The 25,312-nt window shown below is 63.5% G+C and carries 29 protein-coding genes and 1 pseudogene; 17 read left to right on the top strand and 13 right to left on the bottom strand.

The annotated features are described in order from the left end of the window. Positions 1-4 precede the first annotated feature (4 nt). The 3 genes from EDF46_RS17320 to EDF46_RS17330 form a co-directional block, all read right to left on the bottom strand. Positions 5-271 (bottom strand): DUF4190 domain-containing protein, encoded by a 267-nt coding sequence (locus tag EDF46_RS17320; RefSeq protein WP_123507816.1) that lies wholly within the window; start codon positions 269-271, stop codon positions 5-7. Positions 272-672: 401 nt separating this feature from the next. Continuing rightward, positions 673-1,881 (bottom strand): GAF domain-containing protein, encoded by a 1,209-nt coding sequence (locus EDF46_RS17325; RefSeq protein ID WP_123507818.1) that lies wholly within the window; start codon positions 1,879-1,881, stop codon positions 673-675. Between the two features lie 266 nt (positions 1,882-2,147). Next, positions 2,148-2,888: a hypothetical protein gene (locus EDF46_RS17330; RefSeq protein ID WP_233580099.1), complete on the bottom strand. Its 741-nt coding sequence runs from the start codon at positions 2,886-2,888 to the stop codon at positions 2,148-2,150. Between the two features lie 405 nt (positions 2,889-3,293). Here EDF46_RS17330 and EDF46_RS17335 point away from each other — a divergent pair, with 405 nt between their 5' ends. From EDF46_RS17335 to EDF46_RS17345, 3 genes are all read left to right on the top strand, one after another. Next, positions 3,294-3,863, top strand: a complete 570-nt coding sequence (locus EDF46_RS17335) for a recombinase family protein (RefSeq protein ID WP_123507931.1) — start codon at positions 3,294-3,296, stop codon at positions 3,861-3,863. A 135-nt stretch (positions 3,864-3,998) separates the two neighbouring features. Beyond that, positions 3,999-4,847 carry a serine/threonine-protein kinase gene (locus EDF46_RS17340; protein WP_158614308.1) on the top strand — a complete coding sequence of 283 codons (849 nt, stop codon included), beginning with the start codon at positions 3,999-4,001 and terminating at the stop codon, positions 4,845-4,847. Continuing rightward, the gene (locus EDF46_RS17345) at positions 4,844-6,040 is read left to right on the top strand and encodes a hypothetical protein (RefSeq protein WP_123507822.1); all 1,197 of its coding nucleotides are present in this window, start codon (positions 4,844-4,846) and stop codon (positions 6,038-6,040) included. Before EDF46_RS17340 ends, EDF46_RS17345 begins: the two co-directional genes overlap by 4 nt. 29 nt (positions 6,041-6,069) lie before the next feature. On the opposite strand, the gene EDF46_RS18135 is transcribed toward EDF46_RS17345, so the two are convergent. The 5 genes and pseudogenes from EDF46_RS18135 to EDF46_RS17365 all read right to left on the bottom strand — a co-directional run bounded on the left by EDF46_RS18135 (position 6,070) and on the right by EDF46_RS17365 (position 9,240). Next, complete coding sequence (locus EDF46_RS18135; RefSeq protein ID WP_148061277.1) at positions 6,070-6,867, bottom strand: hypothetical protein; 798 nt, start codon at positions 6,865-6,867, stop codon at positions 6,070-6,072. 205 nt (positions 6,868-7,072) lie between these two features. Next, a complete protein-coding gene (locus EDF46_RS17355; protein ID WP_158614309.1) occupies positions 7,073-8,332 on the bottom strand; it encodes an MFS transporter in 1,260 nt (419 codons plus the stop codon). After that, entirely contained in the window at positions 8,325-8,636 is a 312-nt protein-coding gene (locus EDF46_RS18805) for a hypothetical protein (RefSeq protein WP_233580100.1), read from the bottom strand. Before EDF46_RS18805 ends, EDF46_RS17355 begins: the two co-directional genes overlap by 8 nt. Positions 8,637-8,714: 78 nt before the next feature. Further along, positions 8,715-8,897, bottom strand: a pseudogene (locus EDF46_RS18990) (ArsR/SmtB family transcription factor); the annotation flags it as partial. A 139-nt stretch (positions 8,898-9,036) separates the two neighbouring features. Next, positions 9,037-9,240 carry a hypothetical protein gene (locus tag EDF46_RS17365; RefSeq protein WP_123507830.1) on the bottom strand — a complete coding sequence of 68 codons (204 nt, stop codon included), beginning with the start codon at positions 9,238-9,240 and terminating at the stop codon, positions 9,037-9,039. 72 nt (positions 9,241-9,312) lie between these two features. Between EDF46_RS17365 and EDF46_RS17370 the strand changes: the two genes are divergently transcribed. Together EDF46_RS17370 and EDF46_RS17375 are read left to right on the top strand one after the other, a co-directional pair. After that, positions 9,313-9,942 (top strand): GrpB family protein, encoded by a 630-nt coding sequence (locus EDF46_RS17370; RefSeq protein WP_123507832.1) that lies wholly within the window; start codon positions 9,313-9,315, stop codon positions 9,940-9,942. 132 nt (positions 9,943-10,074) lie between these two features. Further along, a complete protein-coding gene (locus EDF46_RS17375) occupies positions 10,075-11,505 on the top strand; it encodes a serine hydrolase (RefSeq protein ID WP_158614312.1) in 1,431 nt (476 codons plus the stop codon). 70 nt (positions 11,506-11,575) lie between these two features. Here the strand turns inward: EDF46_RS17375 and EDF46_RS17380 are convergent, their stop codons facing one another. The 3 genes from EDF46_RS17380 to EDF46_RS18140 all read right to left on the bottom strand — a co-directional run bounded on the left by EDF46_RS17380 (position 11,576) and on the right by EDF46_RS18140 (position 13,883). Continuing rightward, positions 11,576-11,926 (bottom strand): VOC family protein, encoded by a 351-nt coding sequence (locus EDF46_RS17380; protein WP_148061279.1) that lies wholly within the window; start codon positions 11,924-11,926, stop codon positions 11,576-11,578. A 92-nt stretch (positions 11,927-12,018) separates the two neighbouring features. Continuing rightward, positions 12,019-12,825 (bottom strand): alpha/beta fold hydrolase, encoded by an 807-nt coding sequence (locus EDF46_RS17385; RefSeq protein ID WP_123507838.1) that lies wholly within the window; start codon positions 12,823-12,825, stop codon positions 12,019-12,021. A 485-nt stretch (positions 12,826-13,310) separates the two neighbouring features. Further along, the gene (locus EDF46_RS18140) at positions 13,311-13,883 is read right to left on the bottom strand and encodes a hypothetical protein (protein WP_148061280.1); all 573 of its coding nucleotides are present in this window, start codon (positions 13,881-13,883) and stop codon (positions 13,311-13,313) included. Between the two features lie 222 nt (positions 13,884-14,105). Here EDF46_RS18140 and EDF46_RS17390 point away from each other — a divergent pair, with 222 nt between their 5' ends. The 4 genes from EDF46_RS17390 (at position 14,106) to EDF46_RS18450 (ending at position 17,014) form a co-directional block, all read left to right on the top strand. Continuing rightward, entirely contained in the window at positions 14,106-14,372 is a 267-nt protein-coding gene (locus EDF46_RS17390; RefSeq protein WP_123507840.1) for a hypothetical protein, read from the top strand. 155 nt (positions 14,373-14,527) lie between these two features. Further along, the gene (locus tag EDF46_RS18145; protein ID WP_148061281.1) at positions 14,528-14,890 is read left to right on the top strand and encodes a hypothetical protein; all 363 of its coding nucleotides are present in this window, start codon (positions 14,528-14,530) and stop codon (positions 14,888-14,890) included. A gap of 1,175 nt (positions 14,891-16,065) precedes the next feature. Next, positions 16,066-16,392, top strand: a complete 327-nt coding sequence (locus EDF46_RS18150) for a hypothetical protein (protein ID WP_148061282.1) — start codon at positions 16,066-16,068, stop codon at positions 16,390-16,392. Positions 16,393-16,714: 322 nt separating this feature from the next. Continuing rightward, positions 16,715-17,014 carry a hypothetical protein gene (locus EDF46_RS18450; RefSeq protein WP_158614313.1) on the top strand — a complete coding sequence of 100 codons (300 nt, stop codon included), beginning with the start codon at positions 16,715-16,717 and terminating at the stop codon, positions 17,012-17,014. Between the two features lie 717 nt (positions 17,015-17,731). Here EDF46_RS18450 and EDF46_RS17405 read toward each other — a convergent pair. Then, positions 17,732-17,929: a hypothetical protein gene (locus tag EDF46_RS17405; protein ID WP_158614314.1), complete on the bottom strand. Its 198-nt coding sequence runs from the start codon at positions 17,927-17,929 to the stop codon at positions 17,732-17,734. A 645-nt stretch (positions 17,930-18,574) separates the two neighbouring features. Here EDF46_RS17405 and EDF46_RS17415 point away from each other — a divergent pair. The 5 genes from EDF46_RS17415 (at position 18,575) to EDF46_RS18160 (ending at position 21,650) form a co-directional block, all read left to right on the top strand. Next, entirely contained in the window at positions 18,575-18,790 is a 216-nt protein-coding gene (locus EDF46_RS17415) for an antitoxin VbhA family protein (protein WP_123507850.1), read from the top strand. A gap of 6 nt (positions 18,791-18,796) precedes the next feature. Further along, on the top strand, positions 18,797-19,603 hold the full coding sequence (locus EDF46_RS17420; RefSeq protein ID WP_123507852.1) for a Fic family protein: 807 nt from the start codon (positions 18,797-18,799) through the stop codon (positions 19,601-19,603). Continuing rightward, a complete protein-coding gene (locus EDF46_RS17425; RefSeq protein ID WP_123507854.1) occupies positions 19,603-20,175 on the top strand; it encodes a recombinase family protein in 573 nt (190 codons plus the stop codon). The genes EDF46_RS17420 and EDF46_RS17425 overlap by 1 nt, the downstream gene beginning before the upstream one ends. Before the next feature lie 123 nt (positions 20,176-20,298). Continuing rightward, positions 20,299-20,568, top strand: a complete 270-nt coding sequence (locus tag EDF46_RS18155) for a hypothetical protein (protein WP_148061283.1) — start codon at positions 20,299-20,301, stop codon at positions 20,566-20,568. A 551-nt stretch (positions 20,569-21,119) separates the two neighbouring features. Then, entirely contained in the window at positions 21,120-21,650 is a 531-nt protein-coding gene (locus EDF46_RS18160) for a hypothetical protein (protein ID WP_148061284.1), read from the top strand. Positions 21,651-21,734: 84 nt separating this feature from the next. On the opposite strand, the gene EDF46_RS17430 is transcribed toward EDF46_RS18160, so the two are convergent. Then, entirely contained in the window at positions 21,735-22,634 is a 900-nt protein-coding gene (locus EDF46_RS17430) for a hypothetical protein (protein ID WP_148061285.1), read from the bottom strand. 149 nt (positions 22,635-22,783) lie between these two features. Between EDF46_RS17430 and EDF46_RS17435 the strand changes: the two genes are divergently transcribed. The 3 genes from EDF46_RS17435 (at position 22,784) to EDF46_RS17445 (ending at position 25,240) form a co-directional block, all read left to right on the top strand. Beyond that, positions 22,784-23,452 carry a hypothetical protein gene (locus EDF46_RS17435; protein ID WP_148061286.1) on the top strand — a complete coding sequence of 223 codons (669 nt, stop codon included), beginning with the start codon at positions 22,784-22,786 and terminating at the stop codon, positions 23,450-23,452. An 8-nt stretch (positions 23,453-23,460) separates the two neighbouring features. Further along, the gene (locus tag EDF46_RS17440) at positions 23,461-24,591 is read left to right on the top strand and encodes a hypothetical protein (protein WP_148061287.1); all 1,131 of its coding nucleotides are present in this window, start codon (positions 23,461-23,463) and stop codon (positions 24,589-24,591) included. A gap of 466 nt (positions 24,592-25,057) precedes the next feature. After that, positions 25,058-25,240, top strand: coding sequence for a hypothetical protein (locus EDF46_RS17445; RefSeq protein ID WP_148061288.1), 183 nt, complete (start codon positions 25,058-25,060; stop codon positions 25,238-25,240). Positions 25,241-25,312: the final 72 nt, after the last annotated feature.

Below are 25,312 nucleotides of genomic sequence, written 5' to 3' on the forward strand. Positions count from 1 at the left end.
GCGGCTATCGGGTGAAGGCGTAGAAGTGCAGGTGGCCGGTGGCAAACAGGATGACGTCGATGATCAACCAGGCGTAGCCGATGATCACTGCCGCGAGGGCAAGACCTCGGCCGCGTTCTCCGGTGCGGCCGATGCGGGCCAGGGCGATATGACCGGTGATGATGCCGACGGGGAAGAACACGAATGCGAACACGAACGCGACGATCGCGAGTGTGCTGAACGGGGCAAGACCGCTCGTAGTGGGCGCGTTCGACGCGGCGGGGCTAGTCATGGGATCTCCTCGGGTAAGCGGCCGGGAAGATTCGGGCTTCACCGACCTGACCACAAGATAGAGCACCGCGTTCTCCCAGGGCAATGGGAAAATGCGTACTCTGCAACCCGCGAAGCGGCTTCAGAAATGGATGCCTCTCGGAAGTGATCGGGTCTCCGGCGACCGTGGATCATTGCTGCAAACCTGCAGCCGTCTCGAAAAACCCTGCCTGTTCACATCCGAGTCCACATACGGACAAACGACTTTTCGAGACACCAACTGTCCTGAAGGAACGCGGCTCGATTAGGTCTCATAACCGGGCCGTAAGGCGTCTCAAAACCTTTAGATTTTCGAGACGTAGTCATGGGAGCGTTCGACCGGCCTCCACGGCCATCCCCCAGTTGTCCGTCCTGGTGTCGGGGTTAGGACGTGGCTGGGTCGTAGATGTGTTTCTGGATGCGGAGGGCGAGGGTGCGGAGGGTGTCGGCGTCGTTGTCGGTGAAGGGGGTGGGCCGGGTGTCCATGAGGCAGAGGGCTCCGATGCGGTGTCCTTGGGGGTCTTGGAGGGGGTAGCCGGCGTAGAAGCGGATGTGGTGGGGTCCGGTGACGAGGGTGTAGTCGGCGTAGCGGTTGTCGAGGGTGGCGTCGTGGATGACGAGGTGTCCGGTTCTGCGGATGGTGACGTCGCAAAACGACTCCGCCCGGGGCAGCTCAGATATCGTTGTGCCGGCGATGGAGCGCATTGTTTCGGTGTCGCTTCGAACGAAGGTGATCGCGGCGATCTCGGTGCCGAAGATGTTCTTCGCCTGCTGAGTGAAGCTCTCCAGATCGAGAGCGCGTTCCCGGCTGATGGTTTCGAACCGCTGCAGGGCGTCTTGTCGGTCTCGTTCGTCGGCTTCCTCAGTGGATCGGGTTTTCGGGCGGGCGGGGTCGAGGTTGTTGGCGATCCGGGATGCTATTTCTTCTGCCCATTGCCGGTAGAGGTGTGCGCCTTCGAGTTCGAAAGCGTGGTCGTGGGATTCGGGGACGAACACTATTTCCGGGTATGCCTTCATCAGCCGGAGGGTGGCAGAGTTCAGGCGCTGCCCGTGAGCGTCCACGACCCGGGCTAACGATTTAGGGAAGTGTGGGTTGATCCCGAACGCAGGGATTGCGAGAACGAACACTTTCGTCGACGCGGGTGCCCGGGTGAGGACGTCGAGGAGGATGTTTTCGAAGTAGTGGGTCCAGGTGCGGGTGGGCATGAGGTCGAGGGTTTCGTTGGCGCCGAACGACAGGATGATGATGTCGAACCGGGACAGGTCCAGCCCTGCGAGGGTAGGCAGGCCTGTGCGGATGGTCATCGACCCGTCGACGACGAGGTCGACGTCGGCGGCCCGGTTGGTGCGGGTCGAGAGGCTGCGGGCGAGGTACCCGGGCAGGCCGAGGTCGTGGGTGCGGACCCCGCGTCCGGTCGCTGCCCCGTCACCGATGATCAGAATCCGGTCGGGGTTGGTGCCACGGGCGTGGACATGGGGGGAGTCCGTCGCGACCGGGTGCCGGTTCCAGGAGTGCTGGCTTGTTGCCAACCAGGCGGACACGAGTGGGCGAACAAAGAGATGGGTTGCACGGCTGAGCACGGCGACGTCCAAACGACACGGATGCCGACACAATGGTCGACGCGGGAAGGAATTCCCGCTACACGGTCAGCGGTTGGAAGTCGGAACAACGCAACTGCACTGCAACCTAGGCTCAGACGCGTCGTGCGGTGCGTCTAGCCGGGGGCTTGACATAGCCCGGGTGGAGCCGACAAAATCACCGCGTTCCCTTTGGGCCGGGTTTCACCTGTTCCCGCCTTTAGACGCTTGAGTGTCACTGTCGGTGAGATCTTGCCTCACGCTTGTCGCCAAAGGCCCTGTCAGCCGTGGATGCTGGTGTTCTCGGCGAGGTGTTTGCCCCAGATTTTGTAGGTGTTGGTGTAGCGGCGTTCTTCGGATTCCGGCCGCCACACGGAGTGCGTCAACTCCGGCGGGAAAGTGACCACATTCACGTGCGGGTATTCCGCGACCACGGTTCGGGTACGGCTGTTGAGGGTTTTCCCGTGAAGTCCTGCCGCCATTCGAGCAGGTTTTGACAGGGTTCCTGCGTTATCCAGCGGCGGGATCTCGCCAACCAGAATCCGGACATCCGGAGGTGTCTTCTTGGTGAGGGCGTCAAGGGTTGCCCGAAGGTGTTTGTCCCAGGTGGCCGCTGTTGTCACGGTGAGGGTGTCCGTAATCCCGGCCAGGAGGACGACGATGTCCGCACGATCGATGAAGCTTTGGTTGCCGCCAATTGTTTTTGAGGCGTCGCGGAGTAGGGCGGTGCGGATGGGTGCGATGCTCCAGATGGTTCCTCGGCCGGTGCGCTGGCTGTGCTTTCGGGCGTAGAACGCAGGCAGGGAAAGGTCGTGCGTGCGCACCCCGAGGGTGAGTTCCCCGGGTTCCCCGAGGAACACGACACGGTCAGGGTCGGGCCCTGGAACGGCGCCGGTGCTGTCGTCGTTGGGGTAGATGTCCCCGGCGGTGTCTTTGCGTCGGAAGAAGAATTCGATCAACCGGGTGTAACGCCAGGGATGAGTGAGCAGCCGTCGAAGCTGCAATGGGTTGCGATCGGGCACAGTCAATTCCTTGGCCCGCTAATGCGAGCGTGTCGGGTCGCATCCCAGCGAGCGACGATTTGACCTCATTGAACCGCATGACACCAGGCCGAGGGGCTGTTCTTGCAATGAGTGACGCATCTCTAATTCGCCCGGTCGAGGCAGGAGGCGATCGGGACCTGCTCAGCCGCCATGGTTCGTCTCGTAGCTCGCTATCCAGACGTGTAGATCGAAGGATCCCGGAAGCGCGCCCCAGTAAGCCAGCGCTGGCATTGCACACCGCCCGTTAGGCGGTCGTTCCCCGAACGTCCCGTGACCTACCGGGAGGGGGTCGAGAGCTCAGGAAACGTCTAGGTCCATGCAGTCTCAACAGACTGTCCCGCGAAAGTGCCCGGCGAGGGTAGGTCTGACAGTACAGTGGCCGTCATGCTGATCGGATACGCCCGCGTCTCGACCTCCGGACAAGATCTCGCGGCGCAGCGCGATGGTCTGCATGCACTCGGCGTAGAGGATCTGAACGTGCACGTCGACCACGGCATGTCGGGAACGTCGCGTGAACGTCCCGGTCTTCGTACTGCTCTCGCGGCGGTCCGCGCGGGCGACACTCTCGTGGTCACGAAGCTCGACCGACTTGCGCGGTCGCTCCGCGATGCAACAGACATCGCTGACGAACTGACGAAGAAGGGTGTGGCGCTCAACCTTGGGGGAGCGGTATACGACCCTACTGATCCAGTCGGCCGGCTCCTGTTCAACGTGCTCGGTATGGTCGCCGAGTTCGAGGCCGACCTCATCCGGGCACGCACCCGTGAGGGCATGGCGATTGCGAAGGCTGCTGGGAAGCTGCGCGGAGGCAAGCCCAAACTCAACAAGGCGCAGGAGAAGCACCTGGTCCAGCTGCACCGCGCTGGAAGCCACACCACCAGTGACCTCGCCGAGCTCTTCGGCGTGGGACGAGCCACCGTGTACCGCGCGGTACACCGCGCTGACCCTCAGTAGGACGTCCCCACTCCGTGAGTGTCAATGGGCTTCAGGGCACCTCCGGCAAACGATTAATGTCCCCCGTTCGTGGCATAGACCCCCTTGTTGACGATGCATCAGTATTAAGGCTGAGTGATCAGACAGGGGAAACACGTGAACCAGCCGACATTGACGCCGGCCGATGCCGCAGCCGCGGTCGGAGGGACCACGTCAACGTTCCTCGGCTCGGGAACGTTTGGGGAGACATGGCGCGTCGACGATGTCCTCATCGACGGCGAACGACAGCCGGTGGCCGCGAAATTCCTGCAACCTCACAACTTCCACCCTGGGTTGGTGAAGCGTGAAATCGCGGGCCTGACGGATATATCGAGCCGCCGGATCATGGGGTTTCACGAGGTTCGTACGGTCTCCATCGCTGGTACCGACTACACCGCGCTGCTCTGCGAGTACCTGCCCGGTGGCAGCGTGCAGGACAACCTGGCCGCAGACGGTGTTCCTGGGCACGCGGACGCCCTCGCGTTCGCCATCGAGCTCCTGCACGCGGTCAAGCAGCTTCACGCCGCAGAGCGGGTGCACCGGGATCTCAAGCCCGAGAACATCATGCTGCGCAACGGCAGCTGGGACAGCCCGGTCCTGATCGACCTGGGACTGTCGAAAGCCGCCACAGAAACAACGATGACGCGCTACCCGCAACGAGTTGGGTCGTTGCTGTTCATGGCGCCGGAGCAGCTGCGCGGCGAACGCGCCCGGAAGAGCTCGGACCTGTGGGCCTGCGGCGTGATCCTCTTCACCGTCCTGACCGGTCAGCACCCGTACATCACCTCCCTCAGTGGGAAGTCGGAAGACGAGGTTGCAGAAGAGATCACTGGACCCCCTCGAGCGCTTCCTGCGCACATTCCCGATGCGCTCCGCGACGTCGTTCTCCGACTGCTCAGCGAGGACGCGTTCGAGCGCGGCACCGCGAAGCGTGCACTGAAAGACCTGCGAAAGGCCGCAAAGTGACTGACCAATCCACCACCGCTTCACTGAACCGCATGCTCCGCGGAAAGGCGCCCACCTTCATCACTCAGCGCAGCGCACAGCACATGCATCGGCTTCCGGAGGTGTTCGACGCGCTGATGACCGATCACGGCAAGAAGCTCGGCGTCGGGACTGCGATGAAGATGTGGGGCAACACCGAGGCCGCGATCGACAAGTACTTCTCTTCGGTCGGCACCGTCCCGCTGCGGATCGCAGACCCCGTCCTGTTTCGCCACCCGCTCTCCACTTGGGAAGGGATGGCAACGATCGAGCCTGCTCGGCGCGATCCCACCTTCACGTTCTACAACACACTCCCCACCACCGTGGACGCGGCGTGGATTCGCAGCGTCATCCAGGCCCAGTACCGGGTAGGCGCCACCGTGGCACTCTCGGCCACTGGGTGGGTCGGAACGATCAACGCCGCGGCCGCGCTAGACCAGGCGATGTTGATCGTGCGCGAGAGCCGAACGGTCGTGGAAGACGGCCCCATGTTCGTCAACCTGACGATGGACAAGGAGTGGCTGATCAACCGGGAGCTACGGAATCTGCTGCTTCGCGAGATCGTGGAGTCGAACGAGCAGCACTGGTACCTGCGGTTCTGGTGGCCAGAATCGGCGAACTCTTATGGCCAGCTCGCTGACCCAGACATCCTCCGTGGATACCGCCTTCTCACCGAGACTGCTGCGCTCGAGGATAAGAAGCTGTTCCTCGCCAACGCGTCCCTCACTGGGTGGCTCATGGGCGCGTTCGGTGCTGCAGGGTTCTCGACCGGTGCGTCGGCTGCCGATCAGACTTTCGCGCGAGCACGGCGGATGGGCCGCCGGCCCGGGCAAACGCCCCCGAAGGAGATCCCGCGGATCTTCGACCGGTTCCTGCTGCACACGATGGACGCAGCTGTCTTCGACCGTCTCCGGGCCCTGCCGGGACACCGCGATTTCCGGACCAGGTTCCTCGATGAGATCGCCACGGACGGGCACTCCAAGCCGGTCGCTGGCTTGCATTACATCAACGCGGTCGGGAACCTGCAGGCCAAGATGCAGCCTGCGGGCCGTGCCGCTTTCGCGCACCGTGCGATCGATCGTGGGCTGGTATGGGTGAACGCACTGGCACAGGTCGATAAGCCGGCCGGGGCCAACAGCCCAACCCACCTCCCGGTCTGGCAGACCGTCCGCTGACCCACCACGCCCAGCGTGGCTTCTGCAGGTCAGTTGTGAGGCGTGCTGGTCGGCGGGTACCAGCCGAACACAGGTGACACCTGCCCAGAGCGTTCTCCGCGTGACCAGAGAGCGTGGCTTCGCTCGGCAAGCAACTCACGACCAACCGAGGTCATTCGGCGGTCGAGCACTCGATGTGGGCGCGCGATGACGCGGTGCCGGTTCGTGTCGGCGTTGACCAGGATCACGCCGACGCCCCGCTGAGCGATGGCGTCAACCTGGTCCTGCAGCGGTCCGCCGGCGCGTTCGTCGAGTGCGATGTATGCCGCGTCGGCGGAGTGGAACTGGTCGCGGGCCTGGTTGAATGCACGGAACCAGTCGCGCAGCTTCGCCTCGACGGTGACGACGCGTCGGCCCACTGGCGCTGTGCCCGGGCGAAGCGTGACGTCTCCGGCATGCACCTGTAGCCACCCGAGCTGTTCCAGCATCGGCAGTGCTGAGCGCCGGAGGTACTCCAGTGGCAGCCCCGTTGCTCGAGCGATGTCGCCGCGATCAAGGCTGCCCGCTCGTCGGAGAAGCTGCACGATTCGTACCTCACGATCGCCACTCAAGGGCTTGACCGCGTGTTCGGCACGCGCCTCGAGCACGACCGGGTCGAATCGGATCATCACCAGATCCGGCACCCCCCGCACTGCGGGGACTTCCCGGAACGTGACAACGTCGGGATCTCCCCGCCGGAAGACGGAGTGCGCCACAACAGGTGCAAGCGCGTCGACGAGGTCCGTCTCGTACCGGAATCTGCCCGCCGTGCCTGGCGCCTTCGACGACGTGGTGACGGCCCCGGTCATTGTGTGCGGCTTCGTTGGCGACGACGTGGCATCGCGTGAGCAGACTGCATCACGGGCATGCTCCCACCATAGATGGAACCCGCGTTGTGTGCCCGTACCCTCCTCGGAGATCAGCCGCCCATGTCACCCGACCTGACCGGACGAGCGCAGGTTCACAGTTCCTTCCGGCTCGCCGTCTCAGTAGCCGATTGCCATCCGCACAGCTCTAGAGGTCAGCGACGTGTCGAACCTGCGGGATGGGCGAGCGTATTAGCCACAGGACCGCGATCGTTCCAACGCAAGCTGCGACACCGATGACGGCTCCTGCACCGAGCACGGATGCCGCAGTTCCCGCCGCGAACGCCCCGATCGGGCGTATGCCGTAGTTCACCGTGGAGTACGCCCCGGACACGCGACCACGCATATCGTCCTGTGTGACGACTGCTCGAAGAGAGTTGTTGTTGACGTCGAACTGCATGATGGCCCATGACGACACCACCTCAGCGACGCAGAGTGCGAGGAAGCCGTCGAGATGCGCCGCGTCAGCGATCGGTAGGGCGAGGAACGGCAGCGCGTTCAGCAGCACTCCGAGCGTGATTGCGGTACCGCTACCGATGCGGTTTGCGAGAGGAACAGCGGTGACCGCTCCGAGAAGCCCCCCGGCGGCACCGATGCCGAGCGCGATCCCGATTTCAGCCGCGCCGAGACCAAGCGGACGGGTGGCGTATAGGACCAAGAGGGCCTGGATCGCGAGAGCAGCGAGGTTCATCGTTGCGGACGCGAGGAGGCTCGCGCGAAGGATCGGATGGTGGCTGAGGTATGCCACGCCGAGCGTCAACCTCTGTCGGTATGACTCCGGCCGACTGACCTCTGTGCTCGCCTGCCCGACCCGGGCTGATGCAACCGCTACTGCTGACACGACGAAGGAGACTGCGTCTGCAACAAGAGCGAACGGCGCACCGAGAACCTGCACCAACCCACCTGCCACAGCGGGACCGCCGACGCTTGCGACACCGATCGTGGTCGAGAGTGCAGAGTTGGCCGACACGTACTGATCCTTTCGAACCAGCCGGACGAAGAAGCTTGGGTAGGCGCTGTCGAAGAGCACCCCTCCCAGCCCCAACATCAATGCTGAACCGTAGAGCAGCGGCATCGTCAGCGCTCCGGTGATGAACGCGACCGGTACTACTGTCAACGCCGCCGCCTGCGCGACGTTCGCGACCACCAGCAGCGCTCGTTGCCGCCCGAACGCATCTACCCACGTACCGATGAACAGGGCCAGGAGATTCGGTGCCCATAGCGATGCAGTGAGCACACCCGCTTGGAACGGTGTCGCGTGCAGCTCCGTGACAGCGATGAACGGAAGCGCCAACGCGGTGATCTGATCGCCGAACGACGACACAGCATTCCCGAACCAGAACCGGCGAAACGGCGCGGACCTCCACAGCGAGGTGGGCTCATCGCTTCCGCCGACCCACTTACTCATGCGGATCAGCCACTCCCGGCAGGACGTATCGGAGCAGCCGTACCGGGCGAACACCCTGCGGCTGGTCCTCGCGGGAGCGGTTGATGAACGGCTCAAGGAGGGCCTCGGTGGATTCGTTGAGAGCGTGCAGTTCATCGACGGTCAGCTCAACGACGGTGTTCCACCGACTCGATTGAGCGGCCCACGCCGGCTCGAGCGCTGGTCGTGTCTTCGCTGTCCACTCTCCGACGACATCGCCTTCATCGGTTTGCAGAGCATCGAAAAGGGCAAGGCCGGCCTCGGGGCTCTCCGGGTCGACCGTCACGCGGAACCCACGCCCCACCATCTGCCACCACCGCGACCGACCCCCTCCATGATCTCCGGGGGCGTCCTCGACGAGTCCGTGCTCAGCGAGATGGCGCAGGTGCCAGCTCACAACGGAAGGGCTCGCTCCTACCTCCGGAGAAAGCCGTGACGCCGTGGAAGCACCTCTAGTTCGCAACTGCCGAAGGATCGCTACTCGTACGGGGTGAGCCACTGCCCGCATCCCACGGGCATCAAGCTCCACATCTCCAAAACGGTTCATCCGCCTCCAGTGAGAGGAGCCTATCGAAAGAACTCTTTCAATGAGAGAGTACGGGTCCAGAGAGAGCAGCCAGACAGAGACTCGATGTTGCTGAGCCCCCGCATCACCCCGTCCGATAGCCGATCGGCTATCGGCCGCGCTACTTGGTGCTTCGTCGTCGCCACTCTCCGCCGGCGTAGGCGAGCGTGTACAGCCCGACAATGGTGAGTGGCGAGATAGCTAGGAAGACCAGCATCGAGTGGACGAGGAACAACAGCAGCGCAGCGACACCGAGAAGAACGACACCCACGAGAACCAGCGTCCACAGCGGCAGCCGCCGGCCAAGCCACTCGCGATTCGTCATGATGCCGAAGCAACCCGTTTTGTGACCACCCGACAGATGTCCCGTTGAGCGATCGGCTATCGAGACTCGTTGATGGTTCATGATGTGGCTGTGGACACACACCCTCTCTGGCGGCCCTTCGCCGCGGATAGTAACGCCGCCCGTCAGGCGCAGCGCGTCGCATACCGACAAACCGACCCCGGCCCGCCACAAACGTACGACCCGCGATGGGCCGATGCGTTCGCACGCGTACGGGACCTCGTTGCAGGTGCGCTCGGCGCCGATCACACCGTTGCGCACGTCGGCTCCACAGCCGTGCCCGGAATGACTGCCAAGCCGGTCATCGACGCCGACCTGCTCGTGCCTGACGTCCTCAATGAACGAGCCTGGCTACCGAAGCTCGAGGCCGTCGGGTTCCGGCTGATCTTCCGCGACGTGATCGCAGGCGATCCGCATCGGCAACTCACCTTCGGCAATCCAAACACCAACCTGCACGTGTGGCAGCCAGAGGCGGTTGAGCCGCAACGGCACCACCTGTTCGTAGAGTGGTTGCGATCCCACCCCGAGGACCGACAGGCCTACGCCGACGCGAAGACGGAGGCCGTGAACGCCAACAATGGCCTGCAGTACAACGACGCGAAAGCCGCGGTCGTCTACGACATCTACGAACGAGCCTTCGCGTCCGAACCGAACCACGCCCACGACGTTCACCGACGACCGTGAATGCGCTGGACCAACTCGCACGAGTGTCTCGGTAGGCCATCGGTTTTCGGGCGTTGAGAAATTGGATTTGTGTCGGAGGGGATTCACGGCTCATCGTGTCCGGCGGGAGATGGTTCAGTCATGATGGTGGTTATGGTCGATCTCGAAGTGCTGGTCCGTGCAGAGGTTTCCCGCTTCGTGACGACGACGGACGTCCCGGGCGTTGCGGTTGCGGTGGCAGCAGGCGGATTGGTCGTTAACGCGGCCCATGGTGTCCTCAATGTCGACACGCAGCATCCCGTCGATTGGAAGACGCTCTTCCCGATTCAGTCGATCACGAAGGTGTTCACCGCCACTTTGGTCATGCAGCTCGTCGATGCCGGTCTCATCCGGCTTGCAGCGCCGGTGCAGGAGTACCTGCCTGAGTTCCATACGCAGGACCTCGAGGCGAGTGCAAAGATCACCATTGAACATCTCTTGACCCACACTGGTGGGTTCGAGGGTGACCTGTGGGAGCCGACGACAAGCAACTCGAATGCTCTCGACCGGTTCGTGCGCGACTTAGTCGCCAACGCCGATCAATACCACAGACCGGGAGCCGTGTTCTCGTATTGCAGTGCAGGCTTTGGTGTTCTCGGCAGATTGGTCGAGGTCGTGCGAGGAATAACCTACGAGGAGGCGCTGAGGACGTTCCTGCTCGTGCCCCTCGGCGTCGAGCGGGTCGCGTTCTCGGCCAGTCAAGCGCTGGCGTTCGCAACGGCGATTGGTCACGTCCGCGCAGACCCCTCTAGCCCGCTGGCCCCCACTCATGAATGGGCGCTCATGCCTCCGTCGAACCCTGCCGCGGGGAACCAGCTCGCGATGAACGCCCGCGGGCTCTTGGCCCTGGGGAAAATGTTCCTGTCCGAGGGTGTCGCTCCAAACGGCGAACGGCTCCTTAGCCGCGCTTCTGCCACGCAAATGCTCCAGCCGTACATTAAGCACCGCAGCCGCCCGGGTACTGAGTCGTGGCAGGGGCTCGGCTGGCGGCTCCCACGACCGGGCCTCGCCGAACACGGTGGTGGCGCCCCCGGTGTCGCGGCGCTCATGACGATTGCCCCTGACCGAGACGTCGCCGTGGTCGTTCTGACGAACAGTGACGCGGGCGGAGCGTTAGCCGGCCAACTGTCCAATGCGCTTCTCTTCGAACTTGCCGGCATTGAACCGGAATCGGCGCCAGCCGTTCCAGCATCCGACCGGCTGGTGTCTGACGCTGCACCGTATCGTGGCGTGTATTTGAGCCGGCAAACGCAGTTCGACGTGAGCAGTGGGCGCGACGGGCGGCTTTGGTTGACCGAGCAGCCATTGAACGAAGCAGCAGCGATGCACCGAATTGAGGGGACTGAGGCCCGGGCTGCCAGGAACGAGATCCGCCCAAACGGCGACGGCACGTTCTCCGTGGTTGCTGGGACGCAGGTCACCCGGTTGGTGTCGTTCCTTGACCCAGCTCCTGACGGCGCGTTCCGGCTCTTTGCAGGGGAACGCGTTGCGTTGCGGCGGAATGATCCCCAGACATCGCCGTCTTGGGTTGGTGGGAACGCCTAGCGGTCTGCTGACCGCGGCCGGCAGCGTCCGTTATCTGATCCCTCATTGGACAAGCACGGCCCCGCGCTCCTCAGGCCAATTCGGTGACGAAGCTAATTTCGTTACCGTCCGGGTCTCGGAGCTCGAAAACCTCGACAACCCCATCGAAACGCTGCAGCTCACTCACGTCGTGACCAAGGTCGGCCAGGCGCTGGCGCTCTGCCCCGGCGTCAGGAACGCTGATATTGACCGTGATGCCACGGTGGCCAGCCTCAGCGGGGCGGTGTGCGAGTTGGAGCCAGAAGGGCCCCACGTCGAACTCCACCAGGCCCTCTACTGGCTCGAGATCGGGGTCACCCAGGTTGAAGACCCTTTGATACCACCTGGTCGCGCACTCGAGATCGCGAACAGGAAGACCAACAGTGACACCCGTGGCTCTCATGGCCCCACGTTAGTGACAGCTACCCTCCCAAGGAAAGGGTCGGGGTTTGCGGCCGTCACTGCCGTCCCGAAAGCCGATCGTCTATCGGACGCTCAGGAGGCTGGTGCTGATTCGGCCACGACGTTGCGAAGTGCCGAGATCCACTGATCGAAGGCGTCAAGGTGCGCGTCGTGAGATGCGCCCGTGAGATCCACGCGTCGGACAACACGCCCACGAGTCACGAAGTCCGCCTTCTGCTCATCCGAGAACATGCCACCATCCGCGTAGAGCACCAGGGTCGGCGCGGTGATGCTCTCCCACTCAGCCCACCGCGGCTCACCGACCGCTTCGATCGTGGCCTGCATGACGTCGGCGTCGAAGCGGGGATGCAAGCCATCGGCCCGTTCTTCGAGGTCGTCGACCCATGCACGCTCGAGGGGCCCCTCACCGAGAGCCGCCGAGGCTTGTGCCCGGCCGGTGAACGGAACATCCCAGGACCGGAAGAAGTCGCCGAGAGCTCTGTGCTCATCAGCCGTCCCACCGCCCTGGTTGCCTTCGAGCATGACGAGCTGCCGAACGAGGTCCGGACGAGCCGCCGCGACGAGCATGGCCGTGTGCGCCCCCATCGACTGGCCGACGAGGGTCACCGGCCCCGACGCCTCTTTGCCGATGACGGCCTCGACGTCGGACACGTAGGCCTCGCGAGAGGTGTCCGCCGGCCTGGTCGTGCTGTGCCCGTGGCCTCGCTGATCGATCAGGATGACCCGGCGCCCGGCCAAGCCTTCCGCAGTGGCGATGAACTCGCGGCTGCTCCCTGCGAGCCCATGCAGGACAACCACTGCTGGCTCAACACCTTCGAACACCCTGTAGGCAATCGTCACCCCGTCGTCGACTACCGTCTGCTTCATCGCCGAGACCATGACGCGAGCCTACGGGCACCGGACTTCTCGCATCAGGACCCGTGCGGACGACGACCGTCTAACGGGCATGCAGAAACGATCGTTTCTGAAGGTCGTTACTCCGCGATCGTCGAACCGCGGAGACTTGGGGCTATTGATCCGTCAAAACTCATCGTCAAAACCAGTGACGTCAAAACACCACCGCAGCCGTTTTTGACGGCTGTCCGCGTCACGGCCATCGCTCCGATCTAGAGGAGTCGCCGGCGGAGATGGCTTTCCCGCTGATCCCGGAGCCGTGGTTGCAGTTACCGCCCCGTCACCGTGCATTTCATCGTGCGGGCTATACGTACATCGCGGACGCGGTTTCGCGTTAAAACGCGAATCGGGATCGAGGAGAACGGTGGTCGTCCGGCTTGCGTTCGTGTCTGAGCCAATTGCTTTCTAGCAGCCGTGAAGCTTTTACCGATACGCAGCCGGTCCGGCGGCACAGGCAGCGAGGAACTTGCTCACGAATTTGGAGAGTCCGACGGATGTGGCGCTGCCATGAGCTGCCCCCTCTTGCCGAGGTCGGCCAGAGCTGCGTCGATCCTCGCCACCTGCCGTCCTGCTTGGAAGAAGCCAAAAATCCCGCCCAATGCGAAAAGAATGAGTTCCGCCCAAGACCACCATTCGCCGGGCGCGGAAATCACAAGGTAAAGGCCGAGCGCCGTAAAAAACCCAAATTCGACGGGCGACGCAACACGGAAGAACTTCCAGAAACGTCGTCGGCTTTCAAGCTTGGGAATCCACACCTCTGGGCGGGCATCGCCTGGAACGATACCTGTTGTCGTGGTCTGCCAGACGCCCAACCACAGGGCCTTCTTCCGCGCCTGCGAGCGTACAAAGAAGCCCCACAGAGTCATACCAAGCATGATCGTGATCGCTGCGACAATCCCGATCGCGAGAGCAGTCGAGAGAACAACGTGCACTAGAAGAGCCAATGCAAAAAGGCCACCGCCAAGAAGTAAACCGAGAGCGATGGCGATCGTCGCGATAAGCGCAATTCTCGGATGAACCTTCTTGGGTTGTTGGATTGCCATGGCGAGAGTGTCCCACGGGCCGACGCGTAGCGGATCAACCGGCCGACCCAAACACTCCGGTACCCCTCACGTGGGCCCGAGACGGCCTTACTGTGTCCAGACACCCGACCTCAAGACGGTGTCTGGGCATAGCCAATTGCGTGGGCGGGCCAGGGCTTATCCCGACGCACGATCACCGTTCCGCTCCGGTACCGGCGTTGCGTGGTGCAGTAGGTTTCTCGCATGCATGAGCCAGTTCAGATCACGGTCCTCGAGGAGGGAAAAATATGGGGGATGCTTCCCAGGGAGCTCGCTTATGCCTCCGGCGGGGTCTTGTTTCTCCTGGCAGCGGGGTTCGCCGTGGCGGCTTTTCTGACGCAACAATGGTGGTTCTTCGGTGGGACCGTCCTAGCGGGAATCACTGGAGCTGCCCTCCAGGCGCTCTCCGTCTATCTCCGCGACCTCGCCTACGCGAACAGCGACCTCATCGAGGACGAAGACGAACGCTGAGGGTCCCCCTGCGTACAGTGTCCGGTGGCCGAGAACAACTTACGTTCGATCTCAGGCCTGCCTGCACGATTTGGAAGAACGCTGCAAAAGCAGGCCCAGGCATGTGAAGCCCCGCTCTGCGTCCATTGCGCCTGACCCACAGATAGTCTCGCGCCATGAGGATCTTCGACGTAGACGAGCGCGACAGTTCGTGGGAACGAGACGATGCCCGCTATCGCGTCTACTTTTTCGGGCCAGGCCACGGTTACAGCGTCCCAGGCGGGGAACCCGCCGGCTACGACGTTCGAACGTGCGACATCGTGGAAGCCGACCTCATTGACGTGCTCCGATTCGCTCAAAATGAAGCAGGCACCGACGCTCTTTACGCTGTAGCTCTCGTCGAAGAAGACTCCGAAGCATCAGATGGCCACAAGCGCGGCCTGATCTGGCTCACGGGCCACGACTTCAACGACGACATCGATGGCCGAACACGAGACGTGATGATCGAACGGAAGGGGCGAAAGCTCATCTCGTTCTAAACCCGGAGATGTCGCTGTCCGCCTACCACCAGAGCCGAACGCTCGAAATTCCCTCGCGAACCCTGTCCGAGCCGCACGGAAGCCGTCCATCTTGCGGACGTTCCTGGCGTTGCGATCCTCGAGCCGTTGCACGTCACGTCGATCGGCATTTGCGCGACGGCCGCCGCGTGGATCGGCATGGCCCGGAAGACGGTGGAGACGGTGAGCGCACGCTCCCACGAGATCCACGCCGGCGCGTCTCGACGAGGCGGCACGACGCCGATCGGCCTCGCGGTGGCAGCTGCCTCAGCTTCACGGGCGAAGCCGAGATTGGCGAGGGTGCGATTCCAGACGCTAGGCATGCCGAGAACGATGCAGGTGACGACCGGCCCGACTCAAACCGATACGTCGCTCGACCACGTTCGGTGCTGTCCGGCGCCGCTCGGCGCCGGTTCGCTTGGCGGCGATTCAGGGCCGCGAGTGCAACAAGTCAAGCTTTTGCCTACCGTGAAGGAATGCCATCTGTAATCCAGCAACGCATTGCCATTGATCGCATGCGAGTTATCGGCACGATTCTTTTCTGTGTTGGCCTCGTTCTGGGAGCGGTCTACCTCGTCCTCGTTGCGATCAACCACACGTCTAGCTCGATACGCATCCTTGCGCTCTTCGGATGGTTCGTCATAGCCCTCTCTGGCCTCAGGCAACGGCGGCAGGCTCAGCGACGACTAATCGCCTTCGAGGCAGAGAATGGCGTAGGCGCCGGGAAGCAATAACTCCGGTCAAGAAAGCTACGTCCCAAGCACGGCTTGCAGATGATCGACTGCCCATGTGTCGGCGGTCGCAGCTTCAAGAGCGGAGAACGAGCCGACCAATGCGTGCCGCTCCCCGAGCCACGCGCCGCCGGAGATCCATCGTCGATTTGCGGGGTCGGCAGCGTCGGAAAATGCCCTCAGAGGCCGGTATCGCGATGTCGGGCCGGTCGAGTGGCTTATGCCGGCGAGGACGGGCTGATATGCGACCGTGGACGCCGCTATCCGCGCGAGCTTCGCCGCGGTCTTGCGGCCTCGCGCCTCGCTGGCGATCACTGGCCGAGGGCCCAAAGCCGCGCACGTGAGAAGTTTCTTTCGTGCGCATGACGTGACCGGTTTGGTCGAGGTCTCGAATCGCGTTTTCTGACGTAGTGATTTACTCGTGGCATGAGCAGTGCGCCAAATATTCGCCGGGTCGAAGTCGACGGGTCAGAAGTGTCGCGAGACTACGACCTGAACGCCGTCGACTCGTTCGACTTCGAGACCGACAAGGGCAACTTTTATCGGGTCGTGAAGTCGGAGTATGAGCAGGAGCAGAATTGGACGGTTGATCGCGTTGCCAGCGCTGGCAACGTTCGTGTCGGCACCGTTAGACATGAAAAGCCGTGGCTCATTTTCGGATCCAGCGCACATCGCTTCTTCAAACCCGGCGCCAGAATTTCCTCCGGATTTGAAAATGACCTCTGGAACGCGGTGCAATCACTAGCGCAATGATTCGCGGTCGGGCTGTTTCCTTCCGCAAGCCAAGGGCGGCCGTCCGAACATGGGCCGGGTCGCACGGTAGCCGTCCGTCTCGCGGACGTTCCTGGCGTTGCGATCCTCGAGCCGTTGCACGTCACGTCGATCGGCATTTGCGCGACGGCCGACGCGTGGTCGGAAGGGCCCGGAAGACGGTCGAGATGGTGAGCGCACGCTCCTACGAGACCCACGCCGGCGCGTCTCGCCGAGGCGGCACGACGCCGGCGTCGCGGTGGCAGCGGCCTCGGTTTCACGGGCGAAACCGAGATAGGCGAGGGTGCGATTCCAGACGGTAGGCATGCCGAGAGCGATGCAGGTGACGGCCGGCAGGCCTCAAACCGATGCGTCACTCGACCCCATTCGACGCTCTTGGATGCTATTCGGCGAAAAATTTCAGTGCCGGTCTCATTCGCGCATGATGAAAATCTGGCCGAGTGCCTATCTGATCTCATCAATTGTGGGGTTCGGCGTCGCGGTCGCCGCCGCCCTGATAGGCCGCGACTCGATCTGGTGGTTCGTAGTGGGTGTGGCTCTCCTCAATACCACCCTTGCAACCTTCATCCTCTTTCGGCTCAAAAGGGTTTCGGCCAATAGCTAGATCAGCTGCGTCCCGCAATTCTTCGAATCGAATAGCCTGACGGCATGCCCTTCCTGGTGCGGTTCAATGTCGTGTTCTCGGCGATCGCGTTCGTGGTCCTTCTTGTCTCCTTTATCGCAGAACGAAATGACCTATGGCTAGCAGCGGCAGTGCTTGCACTCATACTCACGGCCGCACACTCGGCGTTGCTGGCCTTCTATTGGCTTCCTCGGGAACGCGCAGGAAGGCCCTAGAACAGGTGCGTGCCGAACACGGCCGGCAGGTGGTCGACTACTAAGTGCCGGCGGTCGTTGCCTCGAGCGCGGAGATCGAGTGGCCGCATGCGCGCCGGCCCCAGAGCCATGAGGCGTCGGAGAGCCATCGTCGGGTGGCGAGTGCGGCGGCGTCGAAGAATGCCGCATGAGGTCGGTTTCACCACGTTGGGATGGTCGAGTCGATGATGCCGGCCAGGACGGTCTTACACGTGACCATGGACGTGGCTGTCTCCGCGGGCTTCGTCGCAGCCTTGCGGCCTAGCGCTTCGCTGCCGAGCACTGGCCGAGGGCCCAGTCAGCGCACGTTAGAAGTTGGTCAGTCGGGTTGTCTTTATCTGACTCCTCGCTGTCAGCACGTTTGACCTTCCCTTGCGGGCGCAGCTTGGGACGCGCGCGATGCCTTCGTTCCGAGCGGTAAACGACTGGGTTCTACGTTGAACGCGGCGAGCTACCCCGCAGAGCCCTACTTGCCACGATTCCGGCGTCGGATCATCATGACAGCGAATGTGACCTCGGCGATGGTCAGCGGAATCAGCGGCCAGACGGCCCATTCCTGACCGATAAGGACAGCCGCCAAAGCCGCCACGATCAGAACCCCGGCGACGATGACCCCACCTCCTACGAATCCTCGACGCATTTGTTCGACTTCATGCTCAGTCACCATAGGTTGCCTCCACACGGAGTCTGCCAGGCCACCTTCTCCGCCGCCATCGCTTCTAACTCTCACCGGGGTTTCGAAGGTGAACCGACTCCTCCGCGTCGTTGCCGACGTACGGAGGGGGGTGGCGGGCGTGCACGCATGTGTTGCCGGGCGCAGCTCCAGTGCGATAAGTCCGTTACTAGCGTTTACAAACCGCGCCTGGCCTGCCTGCGATTAATGATGAAAACAAGGACGCCGACAATGATGAGCCCCGACCCTACGTACACAAAAAGGGCGTCTCCGCCGCCACCGAGGCCCACGACGGCGCGGATAGCCACGAAGGCTCCGACGACAACGAGGACAACAGGTAGGACGTCACGCAACGGGTTAAAGCGGAGGCGCTGAAACCGCTTCGGCCCACGCCTGCCATCCACATTGTCCGGAGTCATGCAGACAGCCTTCCAGACAAGAGGACATGATGACTGACACCTTGAGCCGAGGAACGGAGGCGGTTGCTCACCGTAGGAGCCCCGGCCGCCCTCTCCTATCTAAAGAGTGTTGCGGAGCGGCAAATTTCTAGCCCCGGAGCCTCGGTCGTCAAAACCAAGTTTCACCCGTTTTTGCAGCAAATTTGGTAGACTTGGAGGACGACGGGGGAGGACCCACATGGCCACGACGACTACCACCACGCAGCTCACCGAGACTGAGCGCGCGCGCCGGCAGCAGATCGTGGACGAGACCCGCACCTCGACAGCTCTCGAGGGTGGACGGTCGTCCGATGCCGTTCACTCCCTGCAGGACCGATGGGTCCGGGGCGAGCTCACTCGGCAGGAGATGAGCGCCGAACTGCGCCGCCTGCACCCGTCGACCGCCGACCACTGAAGACGCGTGGTCGAATCTGATCGCCCCTGGCAGACGGGGGCGACCGAATCCGAGCGGTGGGACGGATACCTTGACGTCCGCACAGGGTTGCTCCGCACGCTCTCGGTCGAGCCGATCACAACACCCGAGCAGCTGCGAGAGTTCGAAGACGGGCGCGTGGAAGACCGTCGGATCGAATTCCGGGACGAGCCATTCCAAGGCGACTTCGATCTGCCGCACCTACAGGCAATTCACCGTCACCTCTTCCAGGACGTGTACCCGTGGGCGGGCGAGATCCGAACGGTCGGCATTCAAAAGGGCGGCCAGGGTTTCCTGCCGCCGGAGCATGTCGGTTTCGTCGTCAACGGTGCCGCGCGCCTGATACGCGAGGACGGGATGCTGCAACCCGGCATGGACACCGCCAGATGGTCGGGCCTGCTCGCGGAGCGTTTCAACGACGTGAACGAGGCCCACCCGTTTCGGGAGGGCAACGGCCGCACCCAGCGGCTCTACTTCGACCAGGTCGCCGAGGCCGGCGGGAAGACAATCCACTGGAACGTCCTCACCAAGGAACAGAACATCGCCGTCTCACACGCCGCTCGCGACGGAGACTTAACACCACTGCGGGACGCCTTCAGCGTCATGGTCACCGACCGGATGGATCCTCTGGCGATGCAGCGTGCCAAGCAGGCGGCCGAGGCCATGCGTGCCAGCTCCGCACCGCGAAACAGGCAGGCTCAAGCCCGCGGCGCCGGGGCTGGCGAGCGGGCCTACTACGGCTGCGACGGACGCCCGGGTACAGCGGGCCCTCAACGAAATGGATACGAGCGCTGATGGCCATTGTCGGATACGCCCGAGTGTCGACCCTTGACCAGGTCCTCCACTCCCAGATGGACGAGCTCACCGCGGCCGGCGCCGGCCGGATCTTCACCGATCAGGCCTCCGGCAAGCTCGATGAACGCCCCGGCCTTGCCGCAGCTCTCGACTATCTCCGCGACCACGAGGGCGACGTGCTCATGGTCACCCGCATCGACCGGCTCGGCCGATCCGTGCAACACCTCGTGCGCGTCGTTGACGACCTCAAGGAGCGCGGGATCCAGTTCCGATCCCTGCATGAGGGCATTGACACCACAACCGCCGGCGGGGAGATGTTCTTTGTCATCTTCGCTGCCATCGGACAGTTCTCGGGCCGGCTGATCAGCGAACGCACCCACGAGGGTCTAGCCGCTGCGCGGGCTCGCGGCCGCCTCGGCGGGCGACCGCGCTCGATGAACGCCGAGCGGATCGAAACCGCGCTCGAGCTGCGCGCCAAGGGACGCACTTTTGAGCAGATTGGTAAGACGCTCGGCGTCAGCGCCTCAACTGTCGCCAGGGCTATTGCCGGTCACCTCGAGGCTGTTTCCTGAACCTTCAGCACTTTCCGTACATCCCGATGCCGCCAAGAAGAAAGAGAAGCCATGTCTACTCCTGATGACGGACGGGCGGATCGCCTTGCCCCGTGGATTTGAGAATTGCCGCTAAGTGAACAAGTGAACCTCACCGGCACCACGCTCGTCCTCGAGGAAATCCGCAATCGGCGCGGAGCTGATCTTCCCTTTGCGTTCGACGAGGCACGCCTGCGTGAGGCGTCCACGCCGGAGGAATCGGTCGCAGAGGCCCGCCGGCTCTCGGAGCTATACGCGGGGATAGCTCCACATCCTGGGCCCGACGGCGTGGATGATCATTGGCGTATTTCGAACATGTCGCTGGAATTTGCAAGAACCGTCGAGTCACGCTTTCTGGGCCGTGGCCAAGATTAATCGGAGTCCTGCTGCCCGTTAATGCAGAAACGTCGGAGCCAGACCGGAGAATTGGTTAATGACTAGTCGTGTTCCGCCGCCATCAGATGACGGTCCTAGCGCACCGATCGCCACGATCTACCAGAACTCTGATCAAGTGGCGGGCATACTGCAACAGATCTTCAGGCAGCCGCTCCTGACAGAGGAGTCCCGCGAGAGCACTTCCGGTGGGGGAAATGACACGACGGCCGGGGGGGGCAACTAAAGGTAGGGCGTCCGGAAAAGCAAAGTTGCCTTTCGTTGGCAGTGCCGAGCTCGTAGCGGAAGCACAAGCAAATCTCTCCTCTAGTTGGACCCAAAATACCGGAACAGCGTCTCGTCAGCAGTTCGTCTATTCCCAGGCATACAACTTGCATCTCGTACGGCAATTCCTTGAGCAAGGATCGCTCCTTACGCACCTCTCGTCCGTCGCTCAGGCAAGACAGCTCAAACCGGGTGCTTTCGTTGAATACACGACTACCTTCGACCCAGTCGAGCTCACTCTTGCCCTTGACGTCATATCTCCAGAACTCGTGGAAGCGATCACGCGTTTCAGCGTCAAGAAGGACTATCTGTCTAATTTCCCCATCGGGGGAGGCCATGAGGCACGGGTGGAACATGCAGAAAAAATGCAGCTCGAAGCAAACGCCAAAGGGGAATTGGCCCGGGCGATCACGAACGCTTTCAAGGCAGACACGAGACAGGAGACCACCCGCGAGTATTACGGTCGACTGGCCACGAAACCATCCCTAACCGTGATCACGATTTGCGATCTGGCGCACTTCATCGTCGGAGATCCTGATCGTCTTCTGGATGGAACCTTCACGGTACTCGGCAAGGTCATTTCGCCCGTCGAAAAGGACGTTCCGACGTTCTCACGGAACAAGCTTCTACGAAACCTCGCACCTTCAGCCTTGGACGACGGCATCGACAAGCTGAACGAACTGATCGATCAAGCACCGGAAGTTGACGAAAAAGCACCGTCGGAATACATCGACTTCAAGCTCGACTCACGAGTACGAGGATCGTCGATTCGTGTCATGCCTCTGGCCGTCTATTCCTGAGCAACGACGCAGTCACGTCTTGTAGCCATGACGTATGACGCAAGACGGCCGGAGCCCGAAGGCGCCGGCCGCCACGACAGCGATCTACCGAGATTGGTCGGTTGAACGTGTCTGGTCGATCGCGGACTGAGGCCGGTAGGGGCGTGTAGCCGCACCGGCAGATGAGTGACCCGTGCCCCTCTGAGCGTCCAGAAGACGTCGGGCCGTCTCGGCTCTCTCCTGCATGGCAGAGGAGAGCGGAGCGGCGCTCTGCCGGTCTGTCGAGAGGGATGCTGCGGCGCGTTCCTCTGCGGTCCTGTCGATGCCGATGAGGCCGGCTTCCGCGGACTGCCTTGCTGACCAGGTGTAGCCGAACGCGGCCTCTTGGGGATTGACGGCGTGGATCGATCCGACGGTGTCGCGGGAGTACTGGTGGTCCTCGACCGCCTCGAGAAGCGCGTCCATCGCGACACCCGACTTCGACCACCGGCCGGCGAGGTAGGAAGCGCGCTCGAAGGCGTCCTCGATCTCTGGCGACAGGGGTCGGAACGCGGCGAGATCGGAGCCCTCGTCGCTGCTGAGTTCGTTGTCGAGGAACGCGCCTAGCTGGTCGAGTTCTTGGTAGGCGCCGACCTTCGCGGTGGCGACCTCGGCTGCAACTTCGAGACGCCGGTCCGGTCCCCCTTCGGACCATTCCAGGCCCGACTTCATCCGTTCGTCGTAGCCCTTCATGTAGGCGCTCTCCTGACGCTGCGCGAGCGCGGCGGGAAGCCGTCGGAGCGCAGCATCGCCGAGCGCGCCGGGTCGGCCGAGGTAAAGGCACGCCGCCTCGAGCGCGGCGTCCGTGCCGCGTCGGGAGCGGCGCAGACCGAGGGCGAGTTCGTCCGCCGGTTGCACCAGCTCGGCATCATCGCCAAGCCCCGATTCGCCGCCGGCCGTGACGACGTTGTCGCCGGGTACTCGGTCGCGATTCGCCCGGTCAAGGGTAAGCCGATCGTCTGGCACGGCGGCGGCCGACTGGCACGCGACCTAACGTTGCACGCCTCCGGGAGGGGTGGCAGGACAGCCCCCAGGCGGCGTCCGAGGGTGCCGCCGAGTGGCAGGCCACCTGGCGGAACCCCGTCCGGTACAAGCCCGTCCACCCCGGCGCCGAGATGCGCGAGCCGACACCGGAAATGTGGCAGGACTACACCGCCAACGTGACCGAGCTCCGGCGTCAGTTGCGCGACGTCCCGAAGGACGATCGGGCAACGTGGGCGATCGTCGCAAAGGAGACCAGCGCCGCCTTCGCGGCATGGTCCGAGCGTGTCGAAGAGACACCCGGGCCGCTCGCCGACGCGTCGCGTGTGCTCGCCCGGAGTGCGCAGATCCGCAAGCACCAGGTGAAGCCCAAGCCGTCCGGCATGGCCTCCGCGTCCGGTGCGGCGATGCTGCTCATGATGGCGACCAAGGGCGGGAAGGGCACGATGGCCGAGGCCATCCTGCTCCGCCAGCTCGTCTCCACTACCCGCGCACTGTTCGAGTCGCACAACGCAATCCAAGATGCCCGCCAAGCGCAGCAGATCTCGCAGGCGATGGGCTCCAAGCTCGACGCGCTCCGGGCTCGCCTGCCCGAGCTGCCTGTCGCTCCGGGCCGTACCGCGCCCGATCGGAACGTGACCGCACCGGCGAATGAGACTGACGCCGAACTGGCCGTGCGTCTCCTGCAAGCCCAACGAGGCAAGGCACCCAGGAAGCCGAACAGTCCCGTGCCGAACCGGATCGAACCGGCACGACCGGTCACACCAACCATCCGTCCAGACCGTGACGGACACGAGAGATAGGGGATCACATGAGCGACGTGGGGAACGTACATTCCGGCGAGGTCGAGGGCGAGCTCGAGGGGGTCCTTCGAACTCTCGTTGCATCCGCCGGACGCATCGGTGAAACCATCGCCCGGGGGCGGGAAGAAGCAGCACGACGAGCCGAGGCCGAGAGCACGCAGCGGGCCCGCGAGTTGCAGGCCCAGTACGAGCAGGAGCGGGTACTGGCGCGCGCTCAGGTGCAGCCGGTCAACGAACCAGCGTGGTGGGACCGCGCCTCGGCCGACGACATCGCACGCGCTTACGAGACCACGGCCGCGTGGAAGGACGACGACCCGAACCTCGCGGCCGTACACGCGAAGATGGGCGACGAGCTCCGCGAACGCTACGGGCTTGACGTCATCGACCTCGGTGCCGACCCGGAGCGGGTCGCCGACGTTCTCCACGACCGCGAGGCTGCCGGCGAGGTCACCGACGGTCAGGGGTCGACGCAGGAGGATCGCCGCGAGGCCGACACACTCCTCAATGCCGCTGACCGTCACGACCAGGCCGCAGAAGCCGCTCGGAGTGACGCCGACCGGAGCCAGGGCGTCGGCCCGAACGGCGAGGTCGGTGCCGGCTACGTCGACCCCTACCCCGAGCCGGCACCGCTTGACCCCAACGCGGAGCGCGCGATCACACTGACGCTCAACGAGTACGAGGCCGAGCGCATCGACAACTTCCTCGCCGCCTCGGCATTCGCGAGCCGGGACCTGCCGGACGAGTCCGACATAGACCGCGACGACGGCCGGTCGTGGGACCAGATCGTCACCGCCACCCGCGATACTCACGACAGCTCCATGGGGATGCGCGGCCGCCTCGCAGAGGCGCGTGCCACCGCCGCGCAGAGCACGGTTGGCACCGAGCAAGCCGCCGGCGACAAGGACCGCCGCGCCGGCCTGGCGACGTGGGACAGCGCCGACCGTCGCGACACGCACGCCGAGGCGATGGCCGCGCAACGTGTCGACCCCATCGCCATCCAGGCGCAGTACGGCGCCGACGTGTCCAATGCAGAGCATCCGCGTGCAGCCGTGGCGTCGACCCGCGGTGCCGCGAAAGCTCGCAAGACGACGACCCGCGCGCTGGGAACCCGGCGCGAGCGCGGCGACCGCTCCCGGTAACACCGGGAGGCGTAGCCGTTAACCACTGGAACGATGAATGCCGTGCGAGTGGCGGCTTTCATGCGTACTGGATCGTTCTGACGTGGTCTGACAGCGTACGCGGCGTACGAGTCGTACCGCGAGAACTTCGGCGTCGACCCCGACTTTATCGCCGCCGATCGACTACGCACCGACTCCGGCTGCGTGCTGCCGTGGCACCACACTCTCATGCGGCCATTCATTCCCAGTGCAGCGGAAGGTGACCAGTAATGCATACTCGCCTTGATCCAGAGGAGCGCACCCGACGCCCGAACCTCGACCCCGTCGAGAAGTACGAAGAGAAGGCGGCGCCTGGCCGGGTCTCATCGACAAGCTCACAGCGGCCCAGGCCGCGGCGGCGTCCGAGCAGCCAGCCGGTGACCAAGACCGCTCCGCCGGATAGCCAGTGTGGGACAGCGCGAACCGCCGCGATGGTCACGAACAGGAGATGGCGGAGTCCGTCGTCGTCGAGCCCGTTGCCATGCAGGCGCAGTACGGCGCCGACGTGTCAAAAGCCAAGCACCTCCCTGCAACCGTTACCAAGATGCGCGGAGCAGCGAAGGCTTACAGAACTGGTAACCGCACGATGGATGCCAGCGCGAGCGCATCATCGCTCGTCAGCCTTGCCTAGACGCAGTTGCGTAACGGTGTTAGATTCTCTAACCATGGAAGCTTTTTTGAATTGGGCCAACCGTGAATCGAC

This window comes from Frondihabitans sp. PhB188 (assembly GCF_003752365.1).
Taxonomy (GTDB): domain Bacteria; phylum Actinomycetota; class Actinomycetes; order Actinomycetales; family Microbacteriaceae; genus Frondihabitans.

Coding starts and splice junctions, on each gene's coding strand:
- EDF46_RS17370 (WP_123507832.1), top strand. CDS start 9,313: ATGGTTCATGATGTGGCTGTGGACACACACCCTCTCTGGCGGCCCTTC.
- EDF46_RS17335 (WP_123507931.1), top strand. CDS start 3,294: ATGCTGATCGGATACGCCCGCGTCTCGACCTCCGGACAAGATCTCGCG.
- EDF46_RS17375 (WP_158614312.1), top strand. CDS start 10,075: ATGGTCGATCTCGAAGTGCTGGTCCGTGCAGAGGTTTCCCGCTTCGTG.
- EDF46_RS17365 (WP_123507830.1), bottom strand. CDS start 9,240: ATGACGAATCGCGAGTGGCTTGGCCGGCGGCTGCCGCTGTGGACGCTG.
- EDF46_RS17355 (WP_158614309.1), bottom strand. CDS start 8,332: ATGAGTAAGTGGGTCGGCGGAAGCGATGAGCCCACCTCGCTGTGGAGG.
- EDF46_RS17415 (WP_123507850.1), top strand. CDS start 18,575: ATGGCCACGACGACTACCACCACGCAGCTCACCGAGACTGAGCGCGCG.
- EDF46_RS17435 (WP_148061286.1), top strand. CDS start 22,784: ATGCGCGAGCCGACACCGGAAATGTGGCAGGACTACACCGCCAACGTG.
- EDF46_RS17320 (WP_123507816.1), bottom strand. CDS start 271: ATGACTAGCCCCGCCGCGTCGAACGCGCCCACTACGAGCGGTCTTGCC.
- EDF46_RS18140 (WP_148061280.1), bottom strand. CDS start 13,883: ATGGCAATCCAACAACCCAAGAAGGTTCATCCGAGAATTGCGCTTATC.
- EDF46_RS17380 (WP_148061279.1), bottom strand. CDS start 11,926: ATGAGAGCCACGGGTGTCACTGTTGGTCTTCCTGTTCGCGATCTCGAG.
- EDF46_RS17385 (WP_123507838.1), bottom strand. CDS start 12,825: ATGGTCTCGGCGATGAAGCAGACGGTAGTCGACGACGGGGTGACGATT.
- EDF46_RS17425 (WP_123507854.1), top strand. CDS start 19,603: ATGGCCATTGTCGGATACGCCCGAGTGTCGACCCTTGACCAGGTCCTC.
- EDF46_RS18135 (WP_148061277.1), bottom strand. CDS start 6,867: ATGACCGGGGCCGTCACCACGTCGTCGAAGGCGCCAGGCACGGCGGGC.
- EDF46_RS18150 (WP_148061282.1), top strand. CDS start 16,066: ATGAGCAGTGCGCCAAATATTCGCCGGGTCGAAGTCGACGGGTCAGAA.
- EDF46_RS17390 (WP_123507840.1), top strand. CDS start 14,106: ATGCATGAGCCAGTTCAGATCACGGTCCTCGAGGAGGGAAAAATATGG.
- EDF46_RS18145 (WP_148061281.1), top strand. CDS start 14,528: ATGAGGATCTTCGACGTAGACGAGCGCGACAGTTCGTGGGAACGAGAC.
- EDF46_RS18450 (WP_158614313.1), top strand. CDS start 16,715: ATGCCGAGAGCGATGCAGGTGACGGCCGGCAGGCCTCAAACCGATGCG.
- EDF46_RS17445 (WP_148061288.1), top strand. CDS start 25,058: ATGGCGGAGTCCGTCGTCGTCGAGCCCGTTGCCATGCAGGCGCAGTAC.
- EDF46_RS17440 (WP_148061287.1), top strand. CDS start 23,461: ATGAGCGACGTGGGGAACGTACATTCCGGCGAGGTCGAGGGCGAGCTC.